The sequence below is a fragment of the Micromonospora trifolii genome, from assembly GCF_050516465.1.
Classification (GTDB): domain Bacteria; phylum Actinomycetota; class Actinomycetes; order Mycobacteriales; family Micromonosporaceae; genus Micromonospora; species Micromonospora trifolii.
The window spans coordinates 1,758,889-1,779,870 of sequence record NZ_CP191526.1 but is presented as its reverse complement, the minus strand read 5'-3'; the positions used below and the strand labels follow the sequence as shown (position 1 = coordinate 1,779,870).

The 20,982-nt window shown below is 71.8% G+C and carries 24 protein-coding genes; 7 read left to right on the top strand and 17 right to left on the bottom strand.

What is annotated here, in order from left to right:
- Together ACQRWP_RS08070 and ACQRWP_RS08065 are read left to right on the top strand one after the other, a co-directional pair.
- Window positions 1–498 (top strand): DinB family protein, encoded by a 498-nt coding sequence (locus tag ACQRWP_RS08070; RefSeq protein ID WP_430501510.1) that lies wholly within the window; start codon window positions 1–3, stop codon window positions 496–498.
- Window positions 499–744: 246 nt separating this feature from the next.
- Window positions 745–1,269 carry a GNAT family N-acetyltransferase gene (locus ACQRWP_RS08065; RefSeq protein WP_430501509.1) on the top strand — a complete coding sequence of 175 codons (525 nt, stop codon included), beginning with the start codon at window positions 745–747 and terminating at the stop codon, window positions 1,267–1,269.
- On the opposite strand, the gene ACQRWP_RS08060 is transcribed toward ACQRWP_RS08065, so the two are convergent.
- The 8 genes from ACQRWP_RS08060 to ACQRWP_RS08025 all read right to left on the bottom strand — a co-directional run bounded on the left by ACQRWP_RS08060 (window position 1,259) and on the right by ACQRWP_RS08025 (window position 7,045).
- Complete coding sequence (locus tag ACQRWP_RS08060; protein WP_430501508.1) at window positions 1,259–1,900, bottom strand: histidine phosphatase family protein; 642 nt, start codon at window positions 1,898–1,900, stop codon at window positions 1,259–1,261. The two genes, ACQRWP_RS08065 and ACQRWP_RS08060, sit on opposite strands and share 11 nt — an antisense overlap.
- Window positions 1,901–1,933: 33 nt before the next feature.
- Window positions 1,934–2,191, bottom strand: coding sequence for a hypothetical protein (locus tag ACQRWP_RS08055; protein ID WP_430501507.1), 258 nt, complete (start codon window positions 2,189–2,191; stop codon window positions 1,934–1,936).
- Window positions 2,192–3,391: a serine/threonine-protein kinase gene (locus tag ACQRWP_RS08050; RefSeq protein WP_430501506.1), complete on the bottom strand. Its 1,200-nt coding sequence runs from the start codon at window positions 3,389–3,391 to the stop codon at window positions 2,192–2,194.
- Window positions 3,392–3,489: 98 nt separating this feature from the next.
- Window positions 3,490–3,693, bottom strand: a complete 204-nt coding sequence (locus tag ACQRWP_RS08045) for a hypothetical protein (RefSeq protein ID WP_430501505.1) — start codon at window positions 3,691–3,693, stop codon at window positions 3,490–3,492.
- A gap of 2 nt (window positions 3,694–3,695) precedes the next feature.
- On the bottom strand, window positions 3,696–4,739 hold the full coding sequence (locus ACQRWP_RS08040; protein ID WP_430501504.1) for a LacI family DNA-binding transcriptional regulator: 1,044 nt from the start codon (window positions 4,737–4,739) through the stop codon (window positions 3,696–3,698).
- 122 nt (window positions 4,740–4,861) lie between these two features.
- Window positions 4,862–5,752 carry an SAM-dependent methyltransferase gene (locus ACQRWP_RS08035; protein WP_430501503.1) on the bottom strand — a complete coding sequence of 297 codons (891 nt, stop codon included), beginning with the start codon at window positions 5,750–5,752 and terminating at the stop codon, window positions 4,862–4,864.
- A gap of 23 nt (window positions 5,753–5,775) precedes the next feature.
- The gene (locus ACQRWP_RS08030) at window positions 5,776–6,657 is read right to left on the bottom strand and encodes a helix-turn-helix domain-containing protein (RefSeq protein WP_430503155.1); all 882 of its coding nucleotides are present in this window, start codon (window positions 6,655–6,657) and stop codon (window positions 5,776–5,778) included.
- A 148-nt stretch (window positions 6,658–6,805) separates the two neighbouring features.
- On the bottom strand, window positions 6,806–7,045 hold the full coding sequence (locus ACQRWP_RS08025) for a DUF397 domain-containing protein (RefSeq protein ID WP_091406718.1): 240 nt from the start codon (window positions 7,043–7,045) through the stop codon (window positions 6,806–6,808).
- 264 nt (window positions 7,046–7,309) lie between these two features.
- On the opposite strand from ACQRWP_RS08025, the gene ACQRWP_RS08020 reads away from it, so the two are divergent.
- Complete coding sequence (locus tag ACQRWP_RS08020; RefSeq protein ID WP_091407349.1) at window positions 7,310–7,960, top strand: GGDEF domain-containing protein; 651 nt, start codon at window positions 7,310–7,312, stop codon at window positions 7,958–7,960.
- 4 nt (window positions 7,961–7,964) lie between these two features.
- Here the strand turns inward: ACQRWP_RS08020 and rox are convergent, their stop codons facing one another.
- The 4 genes from rox to ACQRWP_RS08000 form a co-directional block, all read right to left on the bottom strand.
- Entirely contained in the window at window positions 7,965–9,392 is a 1,428-nt protein-coding gene (gene rox, locus ACQRWP_RS08015; protein WP_430501502.1) for a rifampin monooxygenase, read from the bottom strand.
- 161 nt (window positions 9,393–9,553) lie between these two features.
- A complete protein-coding gene (locus tag ACQRWP_RS08010) occupies window positions 9,554–10,576 on the bottom strand; it encodes a phosphotransferase enzyme family protein (protein WP_430501501.1) in 1,023 nt (340 codons plus the stop codon).
- A gap of 59 nt (window positions 10,577–10,635) precedes the next feature.
- Window positions 10,636–11,109, bottom strand: a complete 474-nt coding sequence (locus ACQRWP_RS08005; protein WP_430501500.1) for an SRPBCC family protein — start codon at window positions 11,107–11,109, stop codon at window positions 10,636–10,638.
- Window positions 11,093–11,437: an ArsR/SmtB family transcription factor gene (locus ACQRWP_RS08000; RefSeq protein ID WP_430501499.1), complete on the bottom strand. Its 345-nt coding sequence runs from the start codon at window positions 11,435–11,437 to the stop codon at window positions 11,093–11,095. Before ACQRWP_RS08000 ends, ACQRWP_RS08005 begins: the two co-directional genes overlap by 17 nt.
- Window positions 11,438–11,598: 161 nt before the next feature.
- Between ACQRWP_RS08000 and ACQRWP_RS07995 the strand changes: the two genes are divergently transcribed.
- On the top strand, window positions 11,599–12,243 hold the full coding sequence (locus tag ACQRWP_RS07995) for a flavodoxin family protein (RefSeq protein ID WP_430501498.1): 645 nt from the start codon (window positions 11,599–11,601) through the stop codon (window positions 12,241–12,243).
- A gap of 3 nt (window positions 12,244–12,246) precedes the next feature.
- Here ACQRWP_RS07995 and ACQRWP_RS07990 read toward each other — a convergent pair whose 3' ends face one another.
- Window positions 12,247–12,738 (bottom strand): type II toxin-antitoxin system PemK/MazF family toxin, encoded by a 492-nt coding sequence (locus tag ACQRWP_RS07990; RefSeq protein ID WP_030336385.1) that lies wholly within the window; start codon window positions 12,736–12,738, stop codon window positions 12,247–12,249.
- A 50-nt stretch (window positions 12,739–12,788) separates the two neighbouring features.
- Here ACQRWP_RS07990 and ACQRWP_RS07985 point away from each other — a divergent pair, with 50 nt between their 5' ends.
- From ACQRWP_RS07985 to ACQRWP_RS07975, 3 genes are read left to right on the top strand one after another with little or no spacing between them, the layout of a single operon-like run.
- Window positions 12,789–13,304, top strand: coding sequence for an NUDIX hydrolase (locus tag ACQRWP_RS07985; protein ID WP_430501497.1), 516 nt, complete (start codon window positions 12,789–12,791; stop codon window positions 13,302–13,304).
- A 26-nt stretch (window positions 13,305–13,330) separates the two neighbouring features.
- Window positions 13,331–14,569: a hypothetical protein gene (locus ACQRWP_RS07980; protein ID WP_430501496.1), complete on the top strand. Its 1,239-nt coding sequence runs from the start codon at window positions 13,331–13,333 to the stop codon at window positions 14,567–14,569.
- Complete coding sequence (locus ACQRWP_RS07975) at window positions 14,566–15,504, top strand: phosphotransferase family protein (protein ID WP_430501495.1); 939 nt, start codon at window positions 14,566–14,568, stop codon at window positions 15,502–15,504. Before ACQRWP_RS07980 ends, ACQRWP_RS07975 begins: the two co-directional genes overlap by 4 nt.
- Before the next feature lie 107 nt (window positions 15,505–15,611).
- On the opposite strand, the gene ACQRWP_RS07970 is transcribed toward ACQRWP_RS07975, so the two are convergent.
- From ACQRWP_RS07970 to ACQRWP_RS07955, 4 genes are all read right to left on the bottom strand, one after another.
- Entirely contained in the window at window positions 15,612–18,386 is a 2,775-nt protein-coding gene (locus ACQRWP_RS07970; RefSeq protein WP_430501494.1) for an FtsX-like permease family protein, read from the bottom strand.
- Window positions 18,387–18,784: 398 nt separating this feature from the next.
- Window positions 18,785–20,002: an FUSC family protein gene (locus ACQRWP_RS07965; protein ID WP_430501493.1), complete on the bottom strand. Its 1,218-nt coding sequence runs from the start codon at window positions 20,000–20,002 to the stop codon at window positions 18,785–18,787.
- A 59-nt stretch (window positions 20,003–20,061) separates the two neighbouring features.
- The gene (locus tag ACQRWP_RS07960) at window positions 20,062–20,544 is read right to left on the bottom strand and encodes a DUF2267 domain-containing protein (RefSeq protein ID WP_430501492.1); all 483 of its coding nucleotides are present in this window, start codon (window positions 20,542–20,544) and stop codon (window positions 20,062–20,064) included.
- A 39-nt stretch (window positions 20,545–20,583) separates the two neighbouring features.
- Window positions 20,584–20,982: an NUDIX hydrolase gene (locus ACQRWP_RS07955; RefSeq protein WP_430501491.1), complete on the bottom strand. Its 399-nt coding sequence runs from the start codon at window positions 20,980–20,982 to the stop codon at window positions 20,584–20,586.

Below are 20,982 nucleotides of genomic sequence, written 5' to 3'. Positions count from 1 at the left end.
ATGACCTCCTTTCCCCCGACCTTCGCCGCTGATGTCGTCGGCCAGTCAGCCCAGACGCAGTTCGAGGCGTTCATCGACGAGCACCGCAGAGCGCTCAACGGCTACCTGGACGGGCTGACCGAGGAGCAGGCGCGCCGGTCGTTGGTGCCGTCCCGGACGACGCTGCTGGGTCTGGTGAAGCACGCCACGTTCGTGGAGAAGGTCTGGTTCGACGAGGCCGTCACCTGCCGGTCCCGCGCGGAGATCGGCATCCCTCCGACGCCGGACGAGTCGTTCATCCTCGACGACGGCGACACGATCGCCACCATCCAGCGCGCGCACCGGGAAGCATGCGAAGCGTCCCGCCGCGCCACGTCCAGCCTGGGCCTCGATGACCTGCTTCGCGGCAACCGGCGCGGCCCGCTGCCGCTGCGCTGGGTGTACCTGCACGTGCTGCGCGAGCTGGCCCAGCACTGCGGGCACGCGGAGATCCTGCGCGAGCAGATCCTGGCCGAGTAGCGCGGACGATCAGCCGGCGTCCAGCACCTCGCGCAACCGTCCGCGATCTCCTCGGGCTAGCCCGCGTAGCCGAACTCACCCCCGAGGAAGCCGCCGTGGTGACTCCGGAACACCACTGGCTCCCGACCGAGCAGGGCCGCCAGGCCGAGGGCCTTCCGCGCGGCCGGCGGAAACCGATGGGCGGGTACGACGTGCCAGCGACAACCGTCGTGTGCTTCCCGGGTTGCGGGCGGCTACCGTCGCGGCATGCCCGAGTTGCTCGCGCCCACCGTTCGCCTGCACGCCGCCTGGCTGGAAGCGCACGACGAGTGGGGCCCCGGTCTCCACGAGGACGGTTTCGGGCTGCGGTCGACAGACGAGGTGCGCTCGCCGGAGGGGTTCGCGGCCTGGGTGACCCGACTGGCCGACCGGTCGGGTCCGGCGAAGCCGTTGGATGCGGGTCGCGTGCCGTGCACGTACCGGTGGATCGTCGAGGACGACCGGGTGCTCGGCGGGATCGCGCTGCGACACGAGCTCAACGACTACCTGCTGCAGGTTGCCGGCCACATCGGCTATGGCATCCGCCCGTCCGCACGCCGCAGGGGGCTGGCGACCTGGGCGCTGGGCCGGATGCTCGCCCACGCGCGGGCGCTCGGCTTGGATCGGGTGCTGCTGGTCTGCGAGGCGGGCAACGACGCGTCGTCGAGGACGATCGAGCGTTGCGGCGGCGTCCTGGAGGGCATCCGGGACGCCGACCTCGGCCCGGCACGGCGGTACTGGATCACGCTCTAGCCCACCCGCCGGTGTCGGCGAAGCGGCGCAGCGTCCAGCGGGCCGGTGGCCAACCGCCGGGGTCGTGGTCGGTGGTCCACTCGGTGATGGAGGCCGGGGGCACGTCCAGGTCGAACGCCCGGAAGATCGGCTGCGCGCCGAGCGCGTGGAAGGCGCCCTCGACGGTCTCACTGTGGCCGACCAGGACCACTGTGGAGCCCCGGTGCCGGTGGGCGATCTCCATGATCGCGCGGCTGACCCGGACCACCAGTTCGGCCCAGCTCTCGTTGCCCTCCTCGAACGGCCGGAACACGCCGCCACCCGCCACCGCGTGGTCGGTGCGGAAGAGGGCGGTCGGCAGGCCGTCGGCGTACGGGGGTGTGTGCCAGGTGCAGAGACCACAGTCGGGCACGGGTCGGACGCCGAACGCCGCGCCGATCGGTTGAGCGGTCTCGACGGCTCTGCGCAGCACGGACGAGTAGACCGCCACCGGCCCGTCGGCGGCGACCTCACTGGTGAGCCGGTTGGCCAGGTCGTGTGCCTGCTCGTGGCCGAGGGCGGTGAGGCCCCGACAGCCACGTGGCCCACCGACGATTCCTTCGAGCTGGTGGACCGACTCGCCGTGTCGCACGAAGATCAGACGTGTCCGCATCGGGACATCATGCCAGCGGTATCGACGGAGGTATCAGTCGTCCGTACGGCTGGTGGAGGAGCTGCCGGCCTGGGTGAGCAGAGCGTCCAGTTTCGCGCCCGTCTGCGCTGCTAGGCGGTCCCGCCGCACCAGCTCGGCGATGTGGTCCCGTAGGTCGGCGACGCGCTTGGCGCGGTCCCTGGTGCGGCGGTTGAGGTCGGCGAGGTCGTCACGCAGATCTTCGGCGGTCTCTCGGTCGACGTCGCCGCGGGCGACCGCGGTGGCGAGGACGGCGGCGAACTCGCTGCTCACCTACCGGAAGCTGACCGGCAGCTGCTGCCCGACGGTCGGGGGCGCGGTGCTGGCGGTGGGACGTGTTGGGGACGGTGCGGCCGGCGTCGGCGAGTGTGTCGTGGGTGCAGGGGCCGGGGCGGAGGTCGACGGCGCGGCGGCGATCTCGGCCGGGTCGGGTGTGCCCGGGTTCCCGAGCGGATTCTCCACGAACAGGACGCCGACGCCGACGAGCACGGCGAGCACGGCCGCGACGAGCACGGCGAGGGGCCGACGCGATCGACGTCGGGCCGGTGCGGCGGTTGCCGGGACGGGACGGGCCACCACCGACCGGTCGATCAGGGTGGGCGGGTGGGCGGCCGGCCGGATGCGCAGCAGTTCGGTGGGCGGCTCGACCGGCTGACCGGCGCCGAAGCGGCGGGCCAGGTGCGCGGCGCTCGGCCGGTCGGCCGGGTTGGCGGCCAGGCAGGCGACGGTCAGCTCAGCGATGTCGGCGGGAAGGCCGGGCACCCGCAGCGGCGGCACCGGGGTGCCCCGCCGGTGCACCTCCAGCGCGTCCTCCCAGCTCTGCACGGGCAGTGGCGCCCGCCCGGTGAGGGTGCGGTAGAGCAGTGCGCCGAGGGCGTACACGTCGCTCGCCGGGTCGGGCGGGCCGGCGGTCAGCCGTTCCGGGGCGAAGTAGGCGGGGGTGCCCATCAGCGGTTCGCCGGACTGGCTGTCGAGGCCGCCGAGCGCGGCGATGCCGAAGTCGAGCACCTTGGCGCCGGTGTCGGTAAGCATGACGTTGCCGGGCTTGACGTCGCGGTGCACGACGCCGATGCGGTGCGCGGCGGCCAGCGCGGCGGCGATCTGCCCGGCCACCCGGACCGCCTCCGGCCAGGGCAGCGGCCCGTTCCGCAGCCGGTCGGCCAGGTTGTGACCGTCGACGAGCTCCATCACCAGGTACGGGACCACGACGCCGCCGGCCAGGGTCGCCTCGGCGTAGTCGTACACCTGGGTCACGTGTGGGTGGGTCAGCCGGGCGGCCGCGCGGGCCTCGCGTTGGATGGTGGCCCGCAGCTGTGGGTCGGTGGCGAACTGCCCGGCGAGCACCTTGATCGCGACCGGCCGCCCGAGCACCTCGTCGTCGCCTCGCCACACCTCGGACATGCCACCGAGACCGATCCGCTCGTGCAGTACGTAGCGGTCGTGGAGGCGGAGAGTGGGCGTGAGCGGCGACATGGCTTCACCAGTCTGCCTGGCAACACCGCCCTCGACCACTCTGCGTGCCCGGACCCACACTGTTCGTCCCGTGCGTACCCAAATGGGATTGGTGCGGGTCAGGAGCAGCGCGGGGTGGCGGGCAGCGGTCGCGGCTGGATGCGGTCGGCGAGCCGGCGCAGGGCGAGGGCGGTGGCCTGCCGGGTCGGGGCGAGCAGGGCCCGACGGGGGTGTTCGACCTGGACCGGCGCGTCCGGTCGGGCCGAGTTGATGTGCCGGTTCATGGCGTCGAGCGCGGTGATGTATCCGGTGGGAAATTCCATGGTCAACTCCTCGGGACAGGTCCGGTGGAGCCCCGGACGACGAGTGCGGTGGGCAGCAACACGTGACCGGCCGCGGCGTCCGCGGGCGGGTCGAGCAGCAGTTCGGCGGCGATGCGGCCCTTCTCCTCGGCCGGTTGCCGGACGGTGGTGAGGCCGGCCGCGGCGGCCTCGGGGACGTCGTCGAAGCCGGTCACCGAGACGGTGGGGCGATCATGCGCCGGCCGTGCGGCCAGGGCGTCCAGCACACCGAGCGCGAGGACGTCGGAGCCGGCCAGCACGGCGGTCGGCGGTGCGGGTTGGTCGAACAGCCCGGCGATGGCTGCGGCTGCCGCCGGCCGGCTGTTGCCGGGGACGTTGACCAGGGTCAGCTCGGCCCAGCCGACGCCGACTTCGGCGAAGGCGTCGGCGAAACCGCTGAGCCGACCTCGGGTGGTCGGGTGCGGCACCTGGTCGACCCCGGCCAGGGTGAGCGGGCCGGCCGGCGCGTCGGGCAGCACCGAGTCGGCGAGCAGCGCCACCCGACGGTGCCCGAGCCCAGCGACGTGCGCGGCGGCGCTGCGCGCGGCGGCCCGTTCGTCGATGCCGACGAACCGCTCGTCGGCGCTGGCGTCGTCGCGGGCGGCCGTGCTGACGAACGGCAGCCCGCGTTGGCGGATCACGTCCAACGCCCACTCCTCGTCGGCGACGCAGTAGACGCAGAACCCGTCGACGGCGGCGTTCTCCACCGCCCGTCGGGCGTCGGTCACCGCCGGAGGCAGCGGCACCAGCAGCATGCTGGTGCCGTGCCGCTCGGCCGCCGCGCCGACACCGGCGAGGAAGCGGACCGCGAACGGGTCGGTGAAGGCGTACGACAGTTGCGAGGTGAACAGCACCCCGATCGACCCGACGAAGCCCCGGCGCAGGGACCGCGCGGTGGGGTTGGGGCCGGGGTACCCGAGTTGCCGGGCGGCGTCCAGGATCCGCTCGCGCAGGGTGGCGGAGAGCTGGTCGGGGCGGCTGTAGGCGTTGGACACGGTGCTGCGGGAGACGCCGACGGCGTCGGCCACGGCTTGCAGTGTTGGCTTCACCGGCACCTCTCTGTATCGATCCAGTCTGTATCGATACAGAGACTAGCCCGACCAGTCGGCGTCGGTCAATACGTGAGCCGAGAGTGCGGGCGCCTGGGCGGTCAGGGCAGGCGGGCGACGCCGCCGTACATGCTCACGTCGGCCACCGACGGGCGCGGCTGCGGTTCGCTCTCGGCCCGCCACTCGGCGACCGAGGTGATGCCCGGCTCCGCCACGTCGAGGTCGACGAAGAAGCGGGTGAACTCGTCCCGGCTGCGTAGGTTGATCACCCCGTGTGGGCCACCACCCTTTGCCGCTGCCCGGGCCTGCTCGGCAACCGCCGGCGGAAGATAGTCGTGGGTGGCGTGCGAGGCAGCGAGGTAGCTGCCCGCCGGCAGCACGTCAAGCAGTTGCCGCACCAGCGCGTACGGGTCCTCGTCGTCGGGCACGAAGTGCAGGACCGCCACCAGCATGAGCGCGACCGGCCGGGAGAGGTCGATGATGCGGCTCAGTTCCGGGTGGGCGAGGATCCGCTCCGGGTCGCGCAGGTCGGCGTCGATGTAGGCCGTGGCACCCCGCGGCGAACTGCTCAGCAGCGCGCGGGCGTGGGCCAGCACGATCGGATCGTTGTCGACGTAGACCACCCGGGACTCCGGCGCGATGGCCTGGGCGACCTCATGGGTGTTGTTGGCGGTCGGGATGCCGGTGCCGATGTCGAGGAACTGCCGGATGCCGGCCTCGCGGGTCAGGAAGCCCACGGCCCGCTGGAGGAAACGGCGGTTCTCCAGGGCGGCGGTGCGGATCGTCGGGAAGGCTGCCGCCATCGTGTCGCCGGACTCCCGGTCGGCCTGGAAGTTGTCCTTGCCACCCAACCAGTAGTTGTAGCGGCGGGCCGGGTGGGCCACCGAGGTGTCGATCCGGTCGCTCGGTGAGCCGGCCGCCGCGCCCGAGGTGTTGGTGGTCAAGTCTGCCTCCGCGCTGACGTCCGTCCACTGTCCACGGTCGTCGACCATGCTAGGGCCGTCGCGGTCTGGCGTCAGGCCGGGTAGAGGTCGTCCAGCAGGCCACCGAGGATCTCCGCCGTACGCTCCGGCGGCTCGGCCTCGACGCAGAGCCGCTCCATGGCCACCGCGTAGTAATCCAGATCGTCGCGCTTGTCGAGGTAGATGGCGCTGGTGAGCTGTTCGATGTAGACGATGTCCGGAAGCTCCTGGTCGCCGAAGCGCAGGATGGTGAAGGCGCCCCCGGCGGCGGCGTGGCCACCGGCGGCGAACGGGATGACCTGGAGCCGGATGTGCGGCGACTTGGTCGCCTCGATGAGCGCGGTGAGCTGGCCGCGCATGACCTCGGCGCCGCCGATGGGCCGGCGCAGCGCCGCCTCGTCCACCACGGCCCAGAGCTGCGGCGGGTTCTGCCGCTGGAGCAACTGTTGACGCTGCATCCGCAGCGCGACGCGCCTGTCGATCTCACCCGGACCGGCCGCGCCGTGCCCGAGCAGCACGACCGCCCGGGCGTACTCCCGGGTCTGCAGGAGGCCGGGCACGAACTGCACCTCGTAGCTGCGGATCAGCGCGGCGGCGGCCTCCAGGCCCAGGTACGACTGGAACCAGGACGGCAACACGTCGCCGTAGCGGTGCCACCAGCCGGGGCTGTTCGCGTCCCGTGCGAGCTTGAGCAGCGCGTCGCGCTCGTGGTCCTCGGTGACGCCGTAGAGGGTCAACAGGTCGGCGACGTCGCGTTCCTTGAAGCCGACCCGGCCCAGCTCCATCCGACTGATCTTGGATTCGGAGGAGCGGATCTCCCAGCCGGCGCCCTCCCGGGTCACCCCGCTGGACTCCCGGAGTCGGCGCAGTTGGGCGCCGAGCAGCATGCGCAGCACGGTCGGCCCGGTTGTCGGGCCACCCTCGGCGGGAACCATCGTCACGTGCGGACCTCCGGACACCGACCCACGACGGCCGGGCGCCCCGGCCCGGCCGACGTGTAAGCATGCCATGGACCGACAGTGAGGTGAACTCCTCCGCGCCGGTGAATCAGTCCCGCCACCGGGACGACCCACCCCCGGACGGTCAGTTGATCAAATGGTCGAAATCTCCGTCCCGCGCACCGAGAACGAAGGCGGCGATCTCGTCCACTGTGTAGATCAGCGCCGGCCCTTCCGGGTGTCGTGAGTTGCGGACCGCGATGCCCGCTCCCTCGGGCAGTTCGGCCAGTTCGACGCAGTTGCCGCTGGGGTTGCTGCGGCGACTCTTCTGCCAGCTCAGCGGAGGCAACTGGTGGATCGGTACGCCATTGGGTGGCTGCTGCATGAAGGCGTCTTTCTGTTACGAGCCCGCCGGTGGCCGTGGGAGGAGCGGTGACGGCGAGGGGGTGCGGTATCGACATTGGACGGTTCTGCACGTGCATCTGCTATTGCATCTGCATCCGACGGCGAGCATGATAACGCACATGATCGGTGCCCATCCGTTCACTTTGTGTTACCCCCACACGGGCAACGATCAGGCAAAACTGGGCCCGACGCGGCGCGCCGCGTCAACCGAAGGCTGGAGGCGGTCGCGGCGATGGGAGGGTTCGTGCCGGATCCGATGAGTGTCGCCTCCGGCGTCTGCGCGGCCGGCGCGCTGCTCTCCTCCTGGCAACTACGCCGACGGGCGGTGCGCGCCGAGGCCGAGATCGGCCACCTCCAGGCAGAGCTGGCCGCCGAACGGCACGCCGCCAGTCACGACCCGCTCACCGGGCTGCCCAATCGACGCGCCTTCTACCGCCTGGCAGCCGCCTTGCTCACCGACGCCGCCGGCCAGCCGCTGATCGCCGTGGTGCTCGACCTGGACGACTTCAAGCAGATCAACGACCGGTACGGGCACGCCGCCGGCGACCAGGTGCTGATCAGTGTGGCCGAGCGGCTCGCCGGCTTCGCCGGTGACAATCTCGTGGCCCGCCTCGGTGGCGACGAGTTCGCCGGGTTGCTCTCCAGCCCCACCGTCGACCGGCGCTGGATCGAGCACTCGACCCGCCGGCTCAGCGAGACCGTCGCCGCGCCGATCCGGTTGAGCGGGTGCAGCGTCCGGGTCACCGCCTCCGTCGGGCTCGCCCCGGTGACCGGCCCGGCCCAGCTCACCGACGCGCTCAGCCGCGCCGACGCGGCCATGTACCAGGCGAAGAGCCTCGGTGGCGCCCGGTCGCCCCGCCAACTGGTCGACAGCGCGTTCCTCGGCGAGCGCTGACCGTTCAGGTGACGGGCGCGCCGAACCACCTGGGCAGATGGCTGAGCAGGTCGGCCTGGTCATCGCCCACCCACGCCACGTGACCGTCGGGCCGTAGCAGCACGGCGGGCACCTCCAGCTCCTCACTGACGTCGACGACGTGGTCGACCCGTTCCGCCCAGCCGGCGACCGAGAGCTGGCCGGTCTGGTCGAGCAGCAGGCCACGGCCGCCGTGCATCAGCTCGTAGAGGCGCCCCCGCCCCAGCCGTACGTCACGCATGTGGCGTCCGAGCATGTCGTGGCCCGCGCCGAAGTCGTAGCGGACCCCGATCGCGGTGATCTTCTCGATCAGGTACCGGTTGACGTCCTCGAAGTCCAACAGCTCCGACAACAGTTGGCGCACGGATCGCGGCCCCGGCTCGGGTGAGAGCAGCAGCATCTGCGCCCGGGTGTTGTTCAGCACGTCCGCAGCCACCGGATGCCGTTCGCTGTGGTAGCTGTCCAGCAGCCCCTCCGGCGCCCAGCCGTTGAGGTCGGCGGCCAGTTTCCAGCCGAGGTTGAACGCGTCCTGGATGCCGAGGTTGAGCCCCTGCCCGCCGGTCGGCGGGTGGATGTGCGCCGCGTCGCCGGCCAGCAGCACCCGGCCGACCCGGTACCGCTCGGCCAGCCGGGTGGCGTCACCGAAGCGGGAGAGCCAGCGTGGTGAGTGGACACCGAAGTCGGTGCCCGCGTACACCCGCAGTTGGTTCTTGAAGTCGTCGATGGTCGGTGGGACCGTGCGGTCCTCGACCACCCCCTCGGCCGGGACGAGGACGCGGTACACCCCGTCTCCGAGGGGCCCGAGACCGAATCGGAGATGGGTCTTGCGGACCTCGGCCACCACGTCGGCCACCGTCTCCGGCGGCACGCCCACCTCCATCTCGCCCAGCAGCGTCTCGACGCTGCTGGGCTCGCCGGGGAAGCCGACACCGAGCAGCCCGCGTACGGTGCTGCGACCGCCGTCGCAGCCGACGAGGTAGCGCGTACGCAACTGGGTGCCATCGGCCAGCCGCACGGTCACCCCGTGGTCGTCCTGGCTCAGGCCGACGAGTTCGCTGCCGCGCCAGATCTCGACGCCGACCTCGCTGGCGTGCTCGCTCAGGATTCGGTCGGTGGTGGTCTGCGGGATGCCGAGGACGTACGGGTGGGCGGTGTCCAGCCCGCCCGGCGACGGCTTGGGAATCGCGGCGAAGAAGCCCCCGACCGGGTGCTGCTGTCCGAGGGCGAGGAACCGCTCCAGCAGACCTCGCTGGTCCATTACCTCGATGCTGCGTGCGTGCAAGCCGAGCGCGCGGACGTAGCTGGTCGGCTCGGTCTCCTTCTCGAGCACGAGCGCGTGCAGCCCATGCAGCCGCAACTCACTGGCCAGCATCAGGCCGGTCGGTCCGCCGCCAGCAATGATGACATCGATCATGGAATCTCCCGGTTTTCCCAGATTTGGGCGTCGGCTGGAGATTCTGCGGCACCACCCGGGTCTTGCCGCAAGGCCCCTGGTGCGATATATGTTGAAGGTGGCAGAGAGCGAATCCGCTCTTTGCCTTACTTTTTGTCTCAGGTAGACGGCGTGGTCGCCGCTCAAAGCCACCGGTCGTTGTCGCGCAACGCCGCGTCGGCGAGGGTGACCAGACCCATCGGTGACACCAGCCCCCGCACGATCCGCGCCGCCCGATCCCGGTCGGCCGCCTCGGCGTCGAGGTCCAACGCCTGGCGGGTCCAGTCGCTGAAATCGTCGAGCGCGCGGACCGCGAGGAACCAGGCCAGGCGCACCGGGTCGATGTCGACCTTGCCATAGCCGGCGAGCACGGCCTGCTGCTGCTCGGGAGTGATCGGCGCGAAGGCGAGCACCCCGCCGAGGACGAACATGAGGTCGCACTCGGGCGGGGCGAGCACCGCGTCGTCCCAGTCGATCAGCCAGACCTGCCCGTCCGCGCCGAGCAGCAGGTTGCCCAGGTGCGGGTCACCGTGACAGACGACTGTCGCGCCGGGCCGGTCGCGCTGGTCGACGGCGCGGCCCTCGACCTCGCGGGTCAGGACCTCCAGCCGGTCGGCCACCGCCGACCACGCCCCCGCCAGCTCCGCCACCAACGGGTCCGCGAGGTCGGCCGGGTCCGGGTCGCGCAGTCGCGCGGCCAGCGCCCGGGTCGCGGTCAGGATCGAGGGGTACCCGGCACCGCCCGCCGGTAGCAGCCGGCTCAGCTCGTCGGTCACCGGCACCGCGTGCACCGCGGCCAGCACCTCGCCGTACGCGCGCCAGTGCGCGCCCGTCATCGGGCCGTCGAGCGCCCGCCGGTCGGAGACCCACGGCACCACCGAGAGGCGGCGGCCGTCGTGGTCGACGAACATCCGTCCGTCGGCGGCCCGCAGCGGCGCGGCGATGCCCGGCACCCCCTGCTCGGCCAGGTACGCCGTCACGACCAGGCCGGCCGGGGTGCCGCCACCGCTCAGCTTGACCGCGTACCGACCGCCGTCGGCGGTCTGAGCCAGCCACAGTCGGGCGTGCTGGTCCGCGCCGTAGGTGACAGGCTCCATCGTGGACAGCCGCAGGCCGAAGCCCGTCCGTACCTGCTCGGCCACCTGCCGTGCGACGTCCTGCACCATGCGGACACCATGCCAGCGCTCCGGCCACCGACCCAGCGATTTTGCCGGTCGCGCCGCGCTCAGCGCAGCGTGGCCAGGTGGCGGTCCAGCGCGGCGTACGACTCGGCGGCGCCCTGCGTCATACCGGAGTCGATCATCCCGTCGCGCTCCGCGGTGGTGTCGAAGCGGGTGGTGCTCGTTATCGTGGTGCGCCCCTCCTGTTCGGTGAAGACCACCGTCTCCACCGCGACACGGCCGGGCATGCCCTCGAACTCGAAGGTCTGCACGAGACGCTCGGGAACGACGATCTCCCGGTATTCACCGCGGAAGGCGTAGTCGTTGCCGTCCGTGGCGTGCTCGACGAATCGGTAGCCACCGCCCACCCGAAAGTCGATCTCGACGTCCAGTGGGTTGCCCCGCCCCCACCACTGCCTGAGGTGCTCGGCCTGGGTGTGCGCGGCGTAGACCAGTTCGCGGGGCGCATCGAACGTCCGGGTGAGGGTGATCTCCCGGTCGGTCGGCAGGTCGATCGTCAGGTCAGGGAGCTTGTTCATGGCGGGTCTCCTTCAGGTCGCGTAGGTAGTCATCCAGGGTGTCGTAACGGTCGTTCCAGAGCCGGTGGTACTGATCGACCCACTCGGCGAGCGTCCGCAGCGGCGCCGGGTCGAGCCGGCAGCGACGCCACTGCGCCTCGCGGGTCCGCACGATCAGCCCGGCACGCTCCAGCACCGAGAGGTGCTTGGAGATCGCCTGGACGCTGATCGGGAACGGCGCCGCCAGCTCGTTGACCGTCGCGTCGCCGGTTGCCAGCCGGGCCAGGATCGCCCGCCTGGTCGGATCAGCGAGCGCGGCGAACACGGCGCTCAGGGGATCTGCGATCATGCGTCTCTTTCAACCAACTCGTTAATCAACCTTAAGGTTGAATATACAGGTCATCGTGGTTGCGTCAACGACTTCCGCCGCTCGAACTGACAGAGGTGTTCCGGCACGCCGGCTGGGTATGGGAAGCCGGCACCCGCCCAGGACCGCCGAGAGGAACCGACGTGGCGACCATCCGCGCCCTCGTACTCAACTGCACCCTCAAGCCGTCGCCGGCACCGTCGAGCGCCGAGCAGCTCGGTCGGGAGGTGCTCGGCGAGTTGGCCGCGCAGGGCGTGGAGGGCGAGATGATCCGGGTGGTCGATCACGACGTGCGCTTCGGGGTGTCCACCGACGAGGGCGACGGCGACGGTTGGCCAGCGATCCGCGCCAAGCTGATGACAGCCCAGGTGCTGATCATCGCCACGCCGATCTGGCTCGGTCAACCCTCCAGCGTCTGCAAGATGGTCCTCGAACGCCTCGACGCCGAACTCTCCGAGACCGACGCCGAGGGCCGTCTCCACACCTACGGCAAGGTCGCCGGTGTCGCCGTCGTCGGCAACGAGGATGGCGCCCACCACACCATCGGCGAGGTGCAGCAGGCACTCAACGAGGTCGGGTTCACCATCGCCGCCGCCGCCGCGACCTACTGGGTCGGCGAGGCACTACACACAGTGGACTACCGCGACGCCGGCCCCAAACCCGACACCACCGGCCGCACCACGAAGGCCCTGGCGCTCAACACCGCACACCTGGCCCGGTTCCTCGCCGACCAGCCGTACCCGCCCCCGGACGCGAAGGGTGCCGCAGTCGGCCCGAGCCGCGAATAGACCTCACCGCCAGCCGTAGCCGGCGCGCAACGCCTGCCCGACCCGGTCGAACCGGGGCCGATCCAACACGGCGCCCTCCCGGCGGATGCTGTCCTCGCGCATGGTGAGCACCCGGTCCAGCCGGACCCAGCTCGGCCGGTTGTCGCGGTCCCACTCACCCGGCCCGAGCGCGAACCAGTGCCGCTGCCCGTCCCGCTCGCTCTGGCTGGACAGCATCAACCCGAACAGGGTCCGGCTGTGCCGGCCGACGACCAGCACCGGCCGGTCCTTGCCCTGGCGCGGGTCGTCCTCGTACGGCACCCACGTCCAGACGATCTCGCCCGGGTCGGCCTGACCGTCCCGCTCCGGAGCGTAGGTCAGCTCCCGACGCTGCAACGCGCTCACCTGACGGCGGCGGGCCACCTGCGCGGGCGCCGGCCCGGTACGCCGAGGCGACGGGATCACCGCACCGACCCGAGAGATACGCGCCGCGACATTCCTCAACAGACCAGCCACGGCGGGCAGCCTACCCGCCGCCGAAGGGGACGGTGCGACAGACTGGCCCGATGAACGAGCTGCCCCGTGACCTGCCGATCCTGGAGCGACGCGCGGTGCGGGTGGTGGTCACCGACGGCACCGGCCGGGTGTTGCTGTTCCACACCCGCGACCCGGACCACGCCAGGCTGGGCACCTGGTGGGAGTTGCCAGGCGGCGGCATGGACCCCGGTGAGACCTACCGCGACACTGCGGTGCGTGAGCTGCGGGAGGAAACCGGCATCGTGGTCGCCGCCGACCAGGTTGGTGCGCCGAACTGGCGGCGGCGGGCGAGCTTCCTGCACCGCCAGGTGCGGCACGTCCAGGACGAGGTGGTGGTCGTCGTACGGCTGGCCGGCCCCGGTCCGGACGTGGACGAGACGCATCGGCTCGACTACGAGCTGGAGGACTACTTCAGCTTCCGCTGGTGGCCGTTGCCGGAGGTGGTGGCCAGTCGGGAACGGTTCTACCCCGGGCAGCTACCCCGGCTGATCACCCCGTTCCTCGCCGGCACGGAGATCGACGAGCCGTTCGAGCTGTGGTCGTGAGCCGGGCTGGCGGGCAGAGTAGGGGCATGAGGACCGATCTGCACGGGCCGCTCTCCGCGTACGCCGGGCGACTGCACGCCACGGCCGGCGACCAGCACCACGTCGCCTCCCCGCTCGGCGCCTGGCTGCTGCTCGCGATCGCTGCCACGACGGCCGACAGCGATCCGGCGGCAGCGGGCGAAGCCGCCGCAGAGCTGGCGCAGGCCCTGGGCACCGACCTGCCGAGCGCGGCCGAGGTGGCTCGAACGCTGTTGAACGCGCCGCACCCGCTGGTCGGGTCCGCCACGGCGCTCTGGCACCGAGCGGGGCAGGGCGACGACGGGCCGGCGGCGTGGCAGGCCGCGCTGCCCGGCACGACCGAGGTCGGCGTACTGCCCGATCAGGCCGGGTTGGACGCCTGGGCGCGCGAGCACACCCTCGGCCTGATCGAGACGTTTCCCCTGACGGTCGAATCGGGCGTGGTGTTCATCCTGGCCAGCGCGTTGGCCACCCGGGTGTCCTGGGCGACCCCGTTCGACGTCGCCGACGCACGCGCGCTCGGCGCCAACAGCCCGTGGGCCAACCAACTACGGCGGGCACTGCGCAGCCCGAGCCATGGCCACCGCTGCGCCATCGTGTCCACCGCGCGGGTCGGTGACGTGATCGTGCACGCCGCACCCGCCCAGACGACCGACGGCGCGGGGCTGGTCGTCCTCTCGGTGGCCGCCGCGCCGCAGGTGCCACCGGCCGAGGTGTTGGCCATTGCGTACGACCTGAGCGCCGGCGCGGCCGACGGCGCGCCACCGGCGGGCAGCCGCGCGCTGTTCGACCTGCCGCTCGGTGAAACTCCGCTGTGGACGCTGACCGAGGAGCGGGTACACACCTGGGCCCGCGACGGCCGCGAAGAGCGGCACAACGCCGTCCTCCCCTGCTGGTCCGCCCGGAGCGACCATGACCTGACCGCCCCGGCGCTTGGCTTCGGGGCCGCGGTGGACTTGCTGGCGACGGCGATGATGCTGCGGGCGGACGAATTCAACGCACGGCAGACGGCGGTGGCCCGGTTCGACAGGTACGGCTTCGAGGCGGCGGCGGTGACCGGCATGGCCGGGATAACCAGTATGCCGCCGGAGGGCGTGGCCCGCACCGCCGAGCTGCGCTTCGGCCACCCGTACGCGGTGGTGGCCGTCGCCACCGACACCCGGGCCGATGGTGCCACCGGTCCGTGGCACGGGGTGCCGGTCTTCTCCGCCTGGGTCGCCGAGCCCGAGGAGGTGTCCGAGGCATGAGTTACCTCACGGAGGACCAGCTGGCCGCTGTGCTCCGGCAGTGGATCGGCACGACCACCCCGAAGCTGCTGGGTGAGGGCATGGAGGGCGCGGTCTACGAGGTAGACGACTCGCGGGTGGCGAAGATCTGGTTCGCCGGTTCGGTCGAGTCGTCACGCCGGGCGGCAGCGTTCTACGACGCGATGGCCGCGAAGCCGCTGGCGTTCCAGGCGCCACGGATCACGCAGGTGGCATCGGTGGAAGGTCGAGTCGTCACCATCGAGCGGCGGCTGACCGGAACGACAGTGGCCGCCGCTCTCGCGGCCGGCGCGGTGTCCCGCGAGGACGCGTACACGATCGTTGTCGACATCGTGGCCGCGCTCGCGGGCGGCGGTGGTCTCCCGGCGGCCCGTGAGTTGGCAGTCCTGGGCGAGGATTCTCCGCTGTACAACGCCGGGGAGGGCTTCGCGGTAGCACTCGCGCGCCTCGCCGAACGCCGCGTCGAGCGTTTCCGGCCGGTGCTGAGCGGAGCTGTCGTCGACTTCGAGCGGAAGGCCGCGGCGATTACCAGCCGTCTGGTCGAGGTCGACAGTGGCCGGCGTGCGGTGCTGCACGGTGACCTGATCCCGGGGAACATCCTGGTCGACGCCTCCGGTCGGCCGAGCGCGGTGCTGGACTGGGGCTTCCTGACCACCGAGGGTGACCCGGCGTTCGACGCGGCGGTCACCGCCGCGATCTTCGACATGTACGGGCCGGAGGCGGCGCAGGTCGAACGCGAGCTCCTCGACCGGATCGAGGCGCGGTTGGGCTACGACCGCACGGCGCTGCTCGTCTACCGGGCCGCCTACTCGCTGATCACGGCCAACGCCTACGACCCGACGGGTCAGGACGGCCACTTCGCCTGGTGCGTGGCGGCCCTCAACCGGGCCGACGTCACCAGTGCACTCCTGGGCTGACCCCGCCGGGCCGGGTCAGAGATCGTCGTCGCGCGGCAGTCGCGCCACCATCTCCGCCGACGGGTGCCCCCAGGCCGAGGAGTCGTAGCCCGATCAGCCCTGCGGTCTCATTGGTCGGCGAGCAGAGCGGCGGTCGGCAACCGCCGGATCAGGATCGCCGGGACCAACGCGGCGAGCACGGTGAGCAGCAGCGCCGTCCCGGTCACGGCCAGCGCCAGCATCGCCAGCCGGCCGTCCACCCTGCCGACCAGCAGGGCGACGGAGCCGAGGCCGGCGGCGACCCCGAGGACGCAGCCGAGCACTCCGACGCCGAGCGCCTCGTAGATCAGGAGCCGGTTGAGCGCGGAATCAGGCCAGCCGACGGCCCTCAGCGTGGCGAACTCGGCCGCTCGCTCCCGCACGTTGAGGTACAGCACGTCGGCCACGCCGAGCACCCCGAACAGCAGCACTCCGCCGACGGCAACAAGGTCCACCCCGCGCACCTGCACAGAGACCGCCTCGCCGAGCAGCGAGCCGACCATGCCGTCGTCGAACGCCCAGAGCGCGGCGGCGATCAGTGTTACCGCACCGACGCCGGCCGCCAGGCTCGTCGCCCCAGCGAGGGTACGCGCGGGCGTTCGTACGAGATTGGCCACCGCAAGCCCGGCAAGGCTCCGCGCCGTGGCTCGCCGGGCCGGTGCCGCGCTGGCCTGCAGCGCCTCCGCCGACCGGGTACGGGCGGCCCGCACTGCGGGCAGGGCGCTGGCCACTGCCGTCAGCAGCACCGCAATCGGCACGCACAGCAGGGTCACCGTGCCGGAGATCTGCACGCCGGCCAGCCAACCGAGCGGCATCGACAGCCCCGCGCCGAGCAACCCCGCGGTCAGCCCCAGTGCTGCGGTCTCGGCGAGGATCAGCAGGCTCAGCCGCCAGCCGGGCCAGCCAATACAGGCCAGTACGGCGAGTTCACGTCGACGAACCCGGACCGCCGTTGACACCGCGTTGCCGACCAGCAGAGCGCAGACCACAAGCAGCAGCCCGAGCAGCATGATGTTCTTGCGATCCACGGCGGTGACGATTTCGGTCGCGACGCCCTTGCGGGTACGTGCCTCCAACAGGTCCAGCTCGGGGCGGCCGAACTCGCCGGCAGGCAGCAGCACCGGGCTACGTACCGTCGAGCCACCCAGCACGATCTCGACGGTCAGGCCGGTCTGTCGGACAATCTCGTCAGCGACCATCCGGACCCGCTCCCGGGTTACCTCGTCGAACCGGTCGATCCCGGCGACCCGGACCCGCACCGAACTCACCGGGGCCGCCGCGAACGCGGGCGCGACGCTGGCGTACAGCTCACCGGCCACGGTCAGGTTGGTCACCAGACTGGGCGCGCGACGCGGATAACCGAGCGGGTCGTCTCCGGGAAGCAGTGGGCGGTCGCCGAGCAAGCCCCGGGAGCGTGCGTCGGCACCCACCGGCGGGGTCCGACGGTAGAGGTCGAGGGCCTGTTGCGCGGCGCCGGCGGTGGATTCGAGCGCATCCGGTGCGAAGCTGCCCACCGCGGTGACCGACCACGACGACTGCCCGAGCAGACTCACCGGATCTGCCGTCCCGACACCGCCCGTACTAAACCACGAGTCTCGCCACACGTCGTCGATCGTGGGGTCGGCCGATTCGACTCCGTCGGATCGGGGCAGCATCCGATCGCCCCCGTCAGGTTGCGGCGAGTAGGTCGGCGGCCCGGGCCGGAGCAGGGCCATGATGCCGGCCAGTGGGGCCTGCTCGGACAGTGCGGAGTCGAGCCGGGCGCGGTAGATCTGCGCCAGGTCATGCTGGAGCGCCTGCGGCGGGCCCGTCGCCGAGTTGTGCAGCAGCGGCCAGAGCGCCTGAGTCGCGGTGCCGGGCACCTGATCGGCGGCCCGGCCGGTCAGCCGGGACACGGCAATGTCCACCCGCTCGTCCATGGCGATGTCGTCGGCGGCGAGCACCGGCAGCGTCCGGCCGGCCGGGCTGCTCGTGGGCAAGGTGGAGGACAGGGAATCCGGGGCCGCCGAAGCGACGGCATCGGTGCCGGTCAGGTAGCGACCCTGGCGTACCGCCCGGTCTAGGCCGACCAGACGCGCCTCAGCCGCCGGATCGATCGCGGCGACGAGCATCGGTAGCACCTTTGGCAGCCGGATTTCCAGCCGGGCGGTGGGGGGCACCACGGACGCCGGACGGCCGGACGTGAAGACGGAGGCACGCCGGAAGGTGCCGTCCGAGAGCAACTGGTATGTCTCGATGTCACTGACCTGGGTCCGCCGGACGTCGGGATCGAAGCTGCCGGCGGCGATGTCGCACACCTGACGACGCTGGCCGTCGGGCTGCACCTCCAACGTGCCGCCGCCACCGGTGCCGGGGCACTCGGCGGCGGACGTGGCCTGGCGGACCCGGGTGCCATCGGCGTATACGAACCGTTGGTCGCTGATGTCCGCCAGCGGCACCAGCGGCCGTCGCGACACATAGACGTAGGTTGGCGCCGCCGTCAACGTGCTCAGCCCGCGCTCGCCGCTGATCCGGGGAGCGACCTCGATGACCTGCCGCTCAGTCGACCTGTCGACCTGGTCGGTCAGGTCCACCCGCGGCTCGACTCGGAGATCGGCGATGCCCAGGACCGCCAGTGGGGCGGCCACCTCGACGCCGGAGATCCCTTCGATCAGCCGCCACTGGTCCAGCCCGATGCCGCCGTAGGCCGCGGTGGGCCGGTCCTGGTGGAGCAGGCCGGTGGCCGGTGCCGCGGGATGGACCAGGATGTCGTACGACGGACGGAACTGCCCGTCGACGGAACCGCTCGCGACCAGCCGGGAGGTGCTCGCGGCACCCGTGAGCACGGTGAACCCGGTGGTCGCGACCAGTACAGCGGAGAACACTGCGAGGCTCCGGCCTGGTGTGTTCCGCAACTGCGATCGGACCATCCGCAACATGACGCTAAATGATCCGTCCGTCGTGGAGTCGCATGGACCGTTCGCCGCGTGAAGGGTCGCATTCGGCGGGATCCACGAGTGCCGGACTTCGCAGGAACCGAAAATCCGAAAGCGGATCCCTCCTCACCCAGCCCTGTGTTGCTCGCATGAGGAGGCGAAAATACCTGACAGAGCGTCAATTCCTCAACCCGCTCTGTCGGCCGCCGACCGCTCGCATGAGGGTCAGGACGGCCACTTCGCCTGGTGCGTGGCGGCCCTCAACCGGGCCGACGTCACCAGGGCACTCCTGGGCTGACAACCGCCCGACCCCGCTCGGCCCCGGCTCAGCGACTACGAGGCGGCGCTCATTCGGGTGCGCCGCCACCCGGCCGGAGCGACTCCTCGCCGTGCTGCTCTGCCTCCCGTACCACCTGGTTAGCGGTTGTCGGATCGCATCCGGTGGCCCGCAGGAGGTCGCTGGCGGCGGTGCGCAGTTGAGTCACCACCGCGTCGCCGAACTCGTCGACTCCCCGCGCCCTCGCGCGACCGGCCTGGTAGACGGCGTCGCGTGCGGCCTGCCGGGTGCGCTCGGTCGGCCGGCCGGCCCGGTGTTCCCGGCGCAGCAGTTCGACCGCGTCGGCGAGTCTCCCGACGCTGGCCGGCAGCTCGGCGGGGATCGGCTCGTTGTACTGCAACGCCATCGCCGACCGGCGGGCCACGCCCCGGCCGTGTTCGATGACGCGTTCCACGTGCTGGCTGGCACGCGCGAACCGCTCCACATCCTGACGGCGCAGCCACCGGGCGGGCGCGAGGCTCACCACCTCCTCGGCACCGCTCAGCGCCTGGTGCATGCGTTCGAGGTCGGGGCCCATGGCGCGCAGCGCGTCCAACGCGCGGACCGCCCGCTGCTGATCCCCGGTACGCAACGCGGCGGAGACCTCCCGCAGTTGCCTGGCGAGGCACTGGTAGATCGGCGCGGCGTCCCGGTCGAGAATCCGCATCGGGTTCAGCGGCACCAGCACCGCGACCACCACGAGACCCACGACGCCACCGACCATCGCCTCGACGATCCGGGGCCACTCAAGGTCCTGCTGGGCGGGGCTGAGGGCGGCGAGCAGCACCGCCGTGCCGCCCGCCTGACCGACGGCGGCACCGCTGCGCCCGAACAGCACGAGCGTGGCGAAGATCGCGCACCCGACGACGAACCCGGTCTGCCAGAACCCGGTGCCCAGAAAGGACAGCAGGAAGTCGGTGGTGGCGATACCGAGGCCGACCCCGACCAGCAGTTCGACAGTGCGGTGGGCACGTTGACCGAGCGCGGCGACGATCGTGCCCACGGCCGCCGAGGGCGCGAAGATCGGCGCGGGGTTGCCCAGTACGTTGTGCCCGATCGCCCAGGCCAGAGCCGCGGCGAGGCCCGCCTGCACCGAGATCACCAGTGCGACTTCCAGCTGACTGAGCCGCAGCCGCCCCGCCTGGCCACCGCGACCGCGAACCCGGGCAGCGGCCGCCCTGACTCGTCCCACCACCCGCCCACGCCCCGGGCGGGTGACGTCGGGTCGGCGGCGACCATCAGGATCCACCGAGCACTCGTACCACGCCGCGTCCCGGCCAGTACCGACAATCCCGACACGAGGTCGGGTCAGAACCCACCGTCGCGTGGTAGCCGCGCCACCATCTCCCGGAACTCCCGCACCGTCATCGCCGTACGCAACGTGGCGAAGACGGCGCCGGTTCCGGCCCGGGCGGTGGCCGGGTCCACCCCGGCGCGCTGTTCCACCCGACGAAGGAACTCCGTCGGGCCGGCCTCCATCGGGGTCGCGCCGGCACCGCCGACCTCCAGGCCCACCCCGCTGGTCAACCCATCGGCGCCGGCATCCGGGGGGCCGAGGGCTTCGGCCGGTGCCGGGCCGGAGGCCCCGGCGGCATCCGGGGCCGGGCCGCTCAGGTAGCCGTCGACCTCGTTCGGAAGGTGCCCGACGAGGTCGCCGGGCGCGTCGCCGGTCACCCGCTCGGCCAACGTCTGGAGCACGGCGCGGGCGAGCACGGCGGCCTCCTCGGCCGGCAGGCCGGACCGTTGGGACACCGCGTCGATGAAGTACGGGAACCCGTCGCCGTCGGTCACGCTCGGGCGGTTACCCCTGGCCGGCCGCGACAAACTGTCCTAGACCAGCAGACCCTCGGTCAGCAGGTGGTCGAAGATGATCTGGTCGACCGGTGAGGTGCGGTGCCGGTCGGCGTACCCGAGCCAGGCCATCTCGGCGATCTCGCTGGCCGGCCTGAGCTGTCCCCGATAGCCGGCCCGGTAGCAGGTCATCCGCACGGTGATGCCGGCCGTGTGGCCGTGCGCCTGAGCGGAGAAGGTGCCCAGGTGCACGGCGCCGGGCCAGTCGACCTCGACGCTCAACTCCTCGTGGATCTCCCGACGCAGGGTCTCCAGGTCAGTCTCGCCCGGCTCGCGCTTTCCACCCGGCAGGTACCAGACGTCCTTGCCCACCGACCGGGTGCTCAGCACCCGACCGTCCTCGACGAGGATCCAGGCCACCTTGTCGATCTCGCGCAC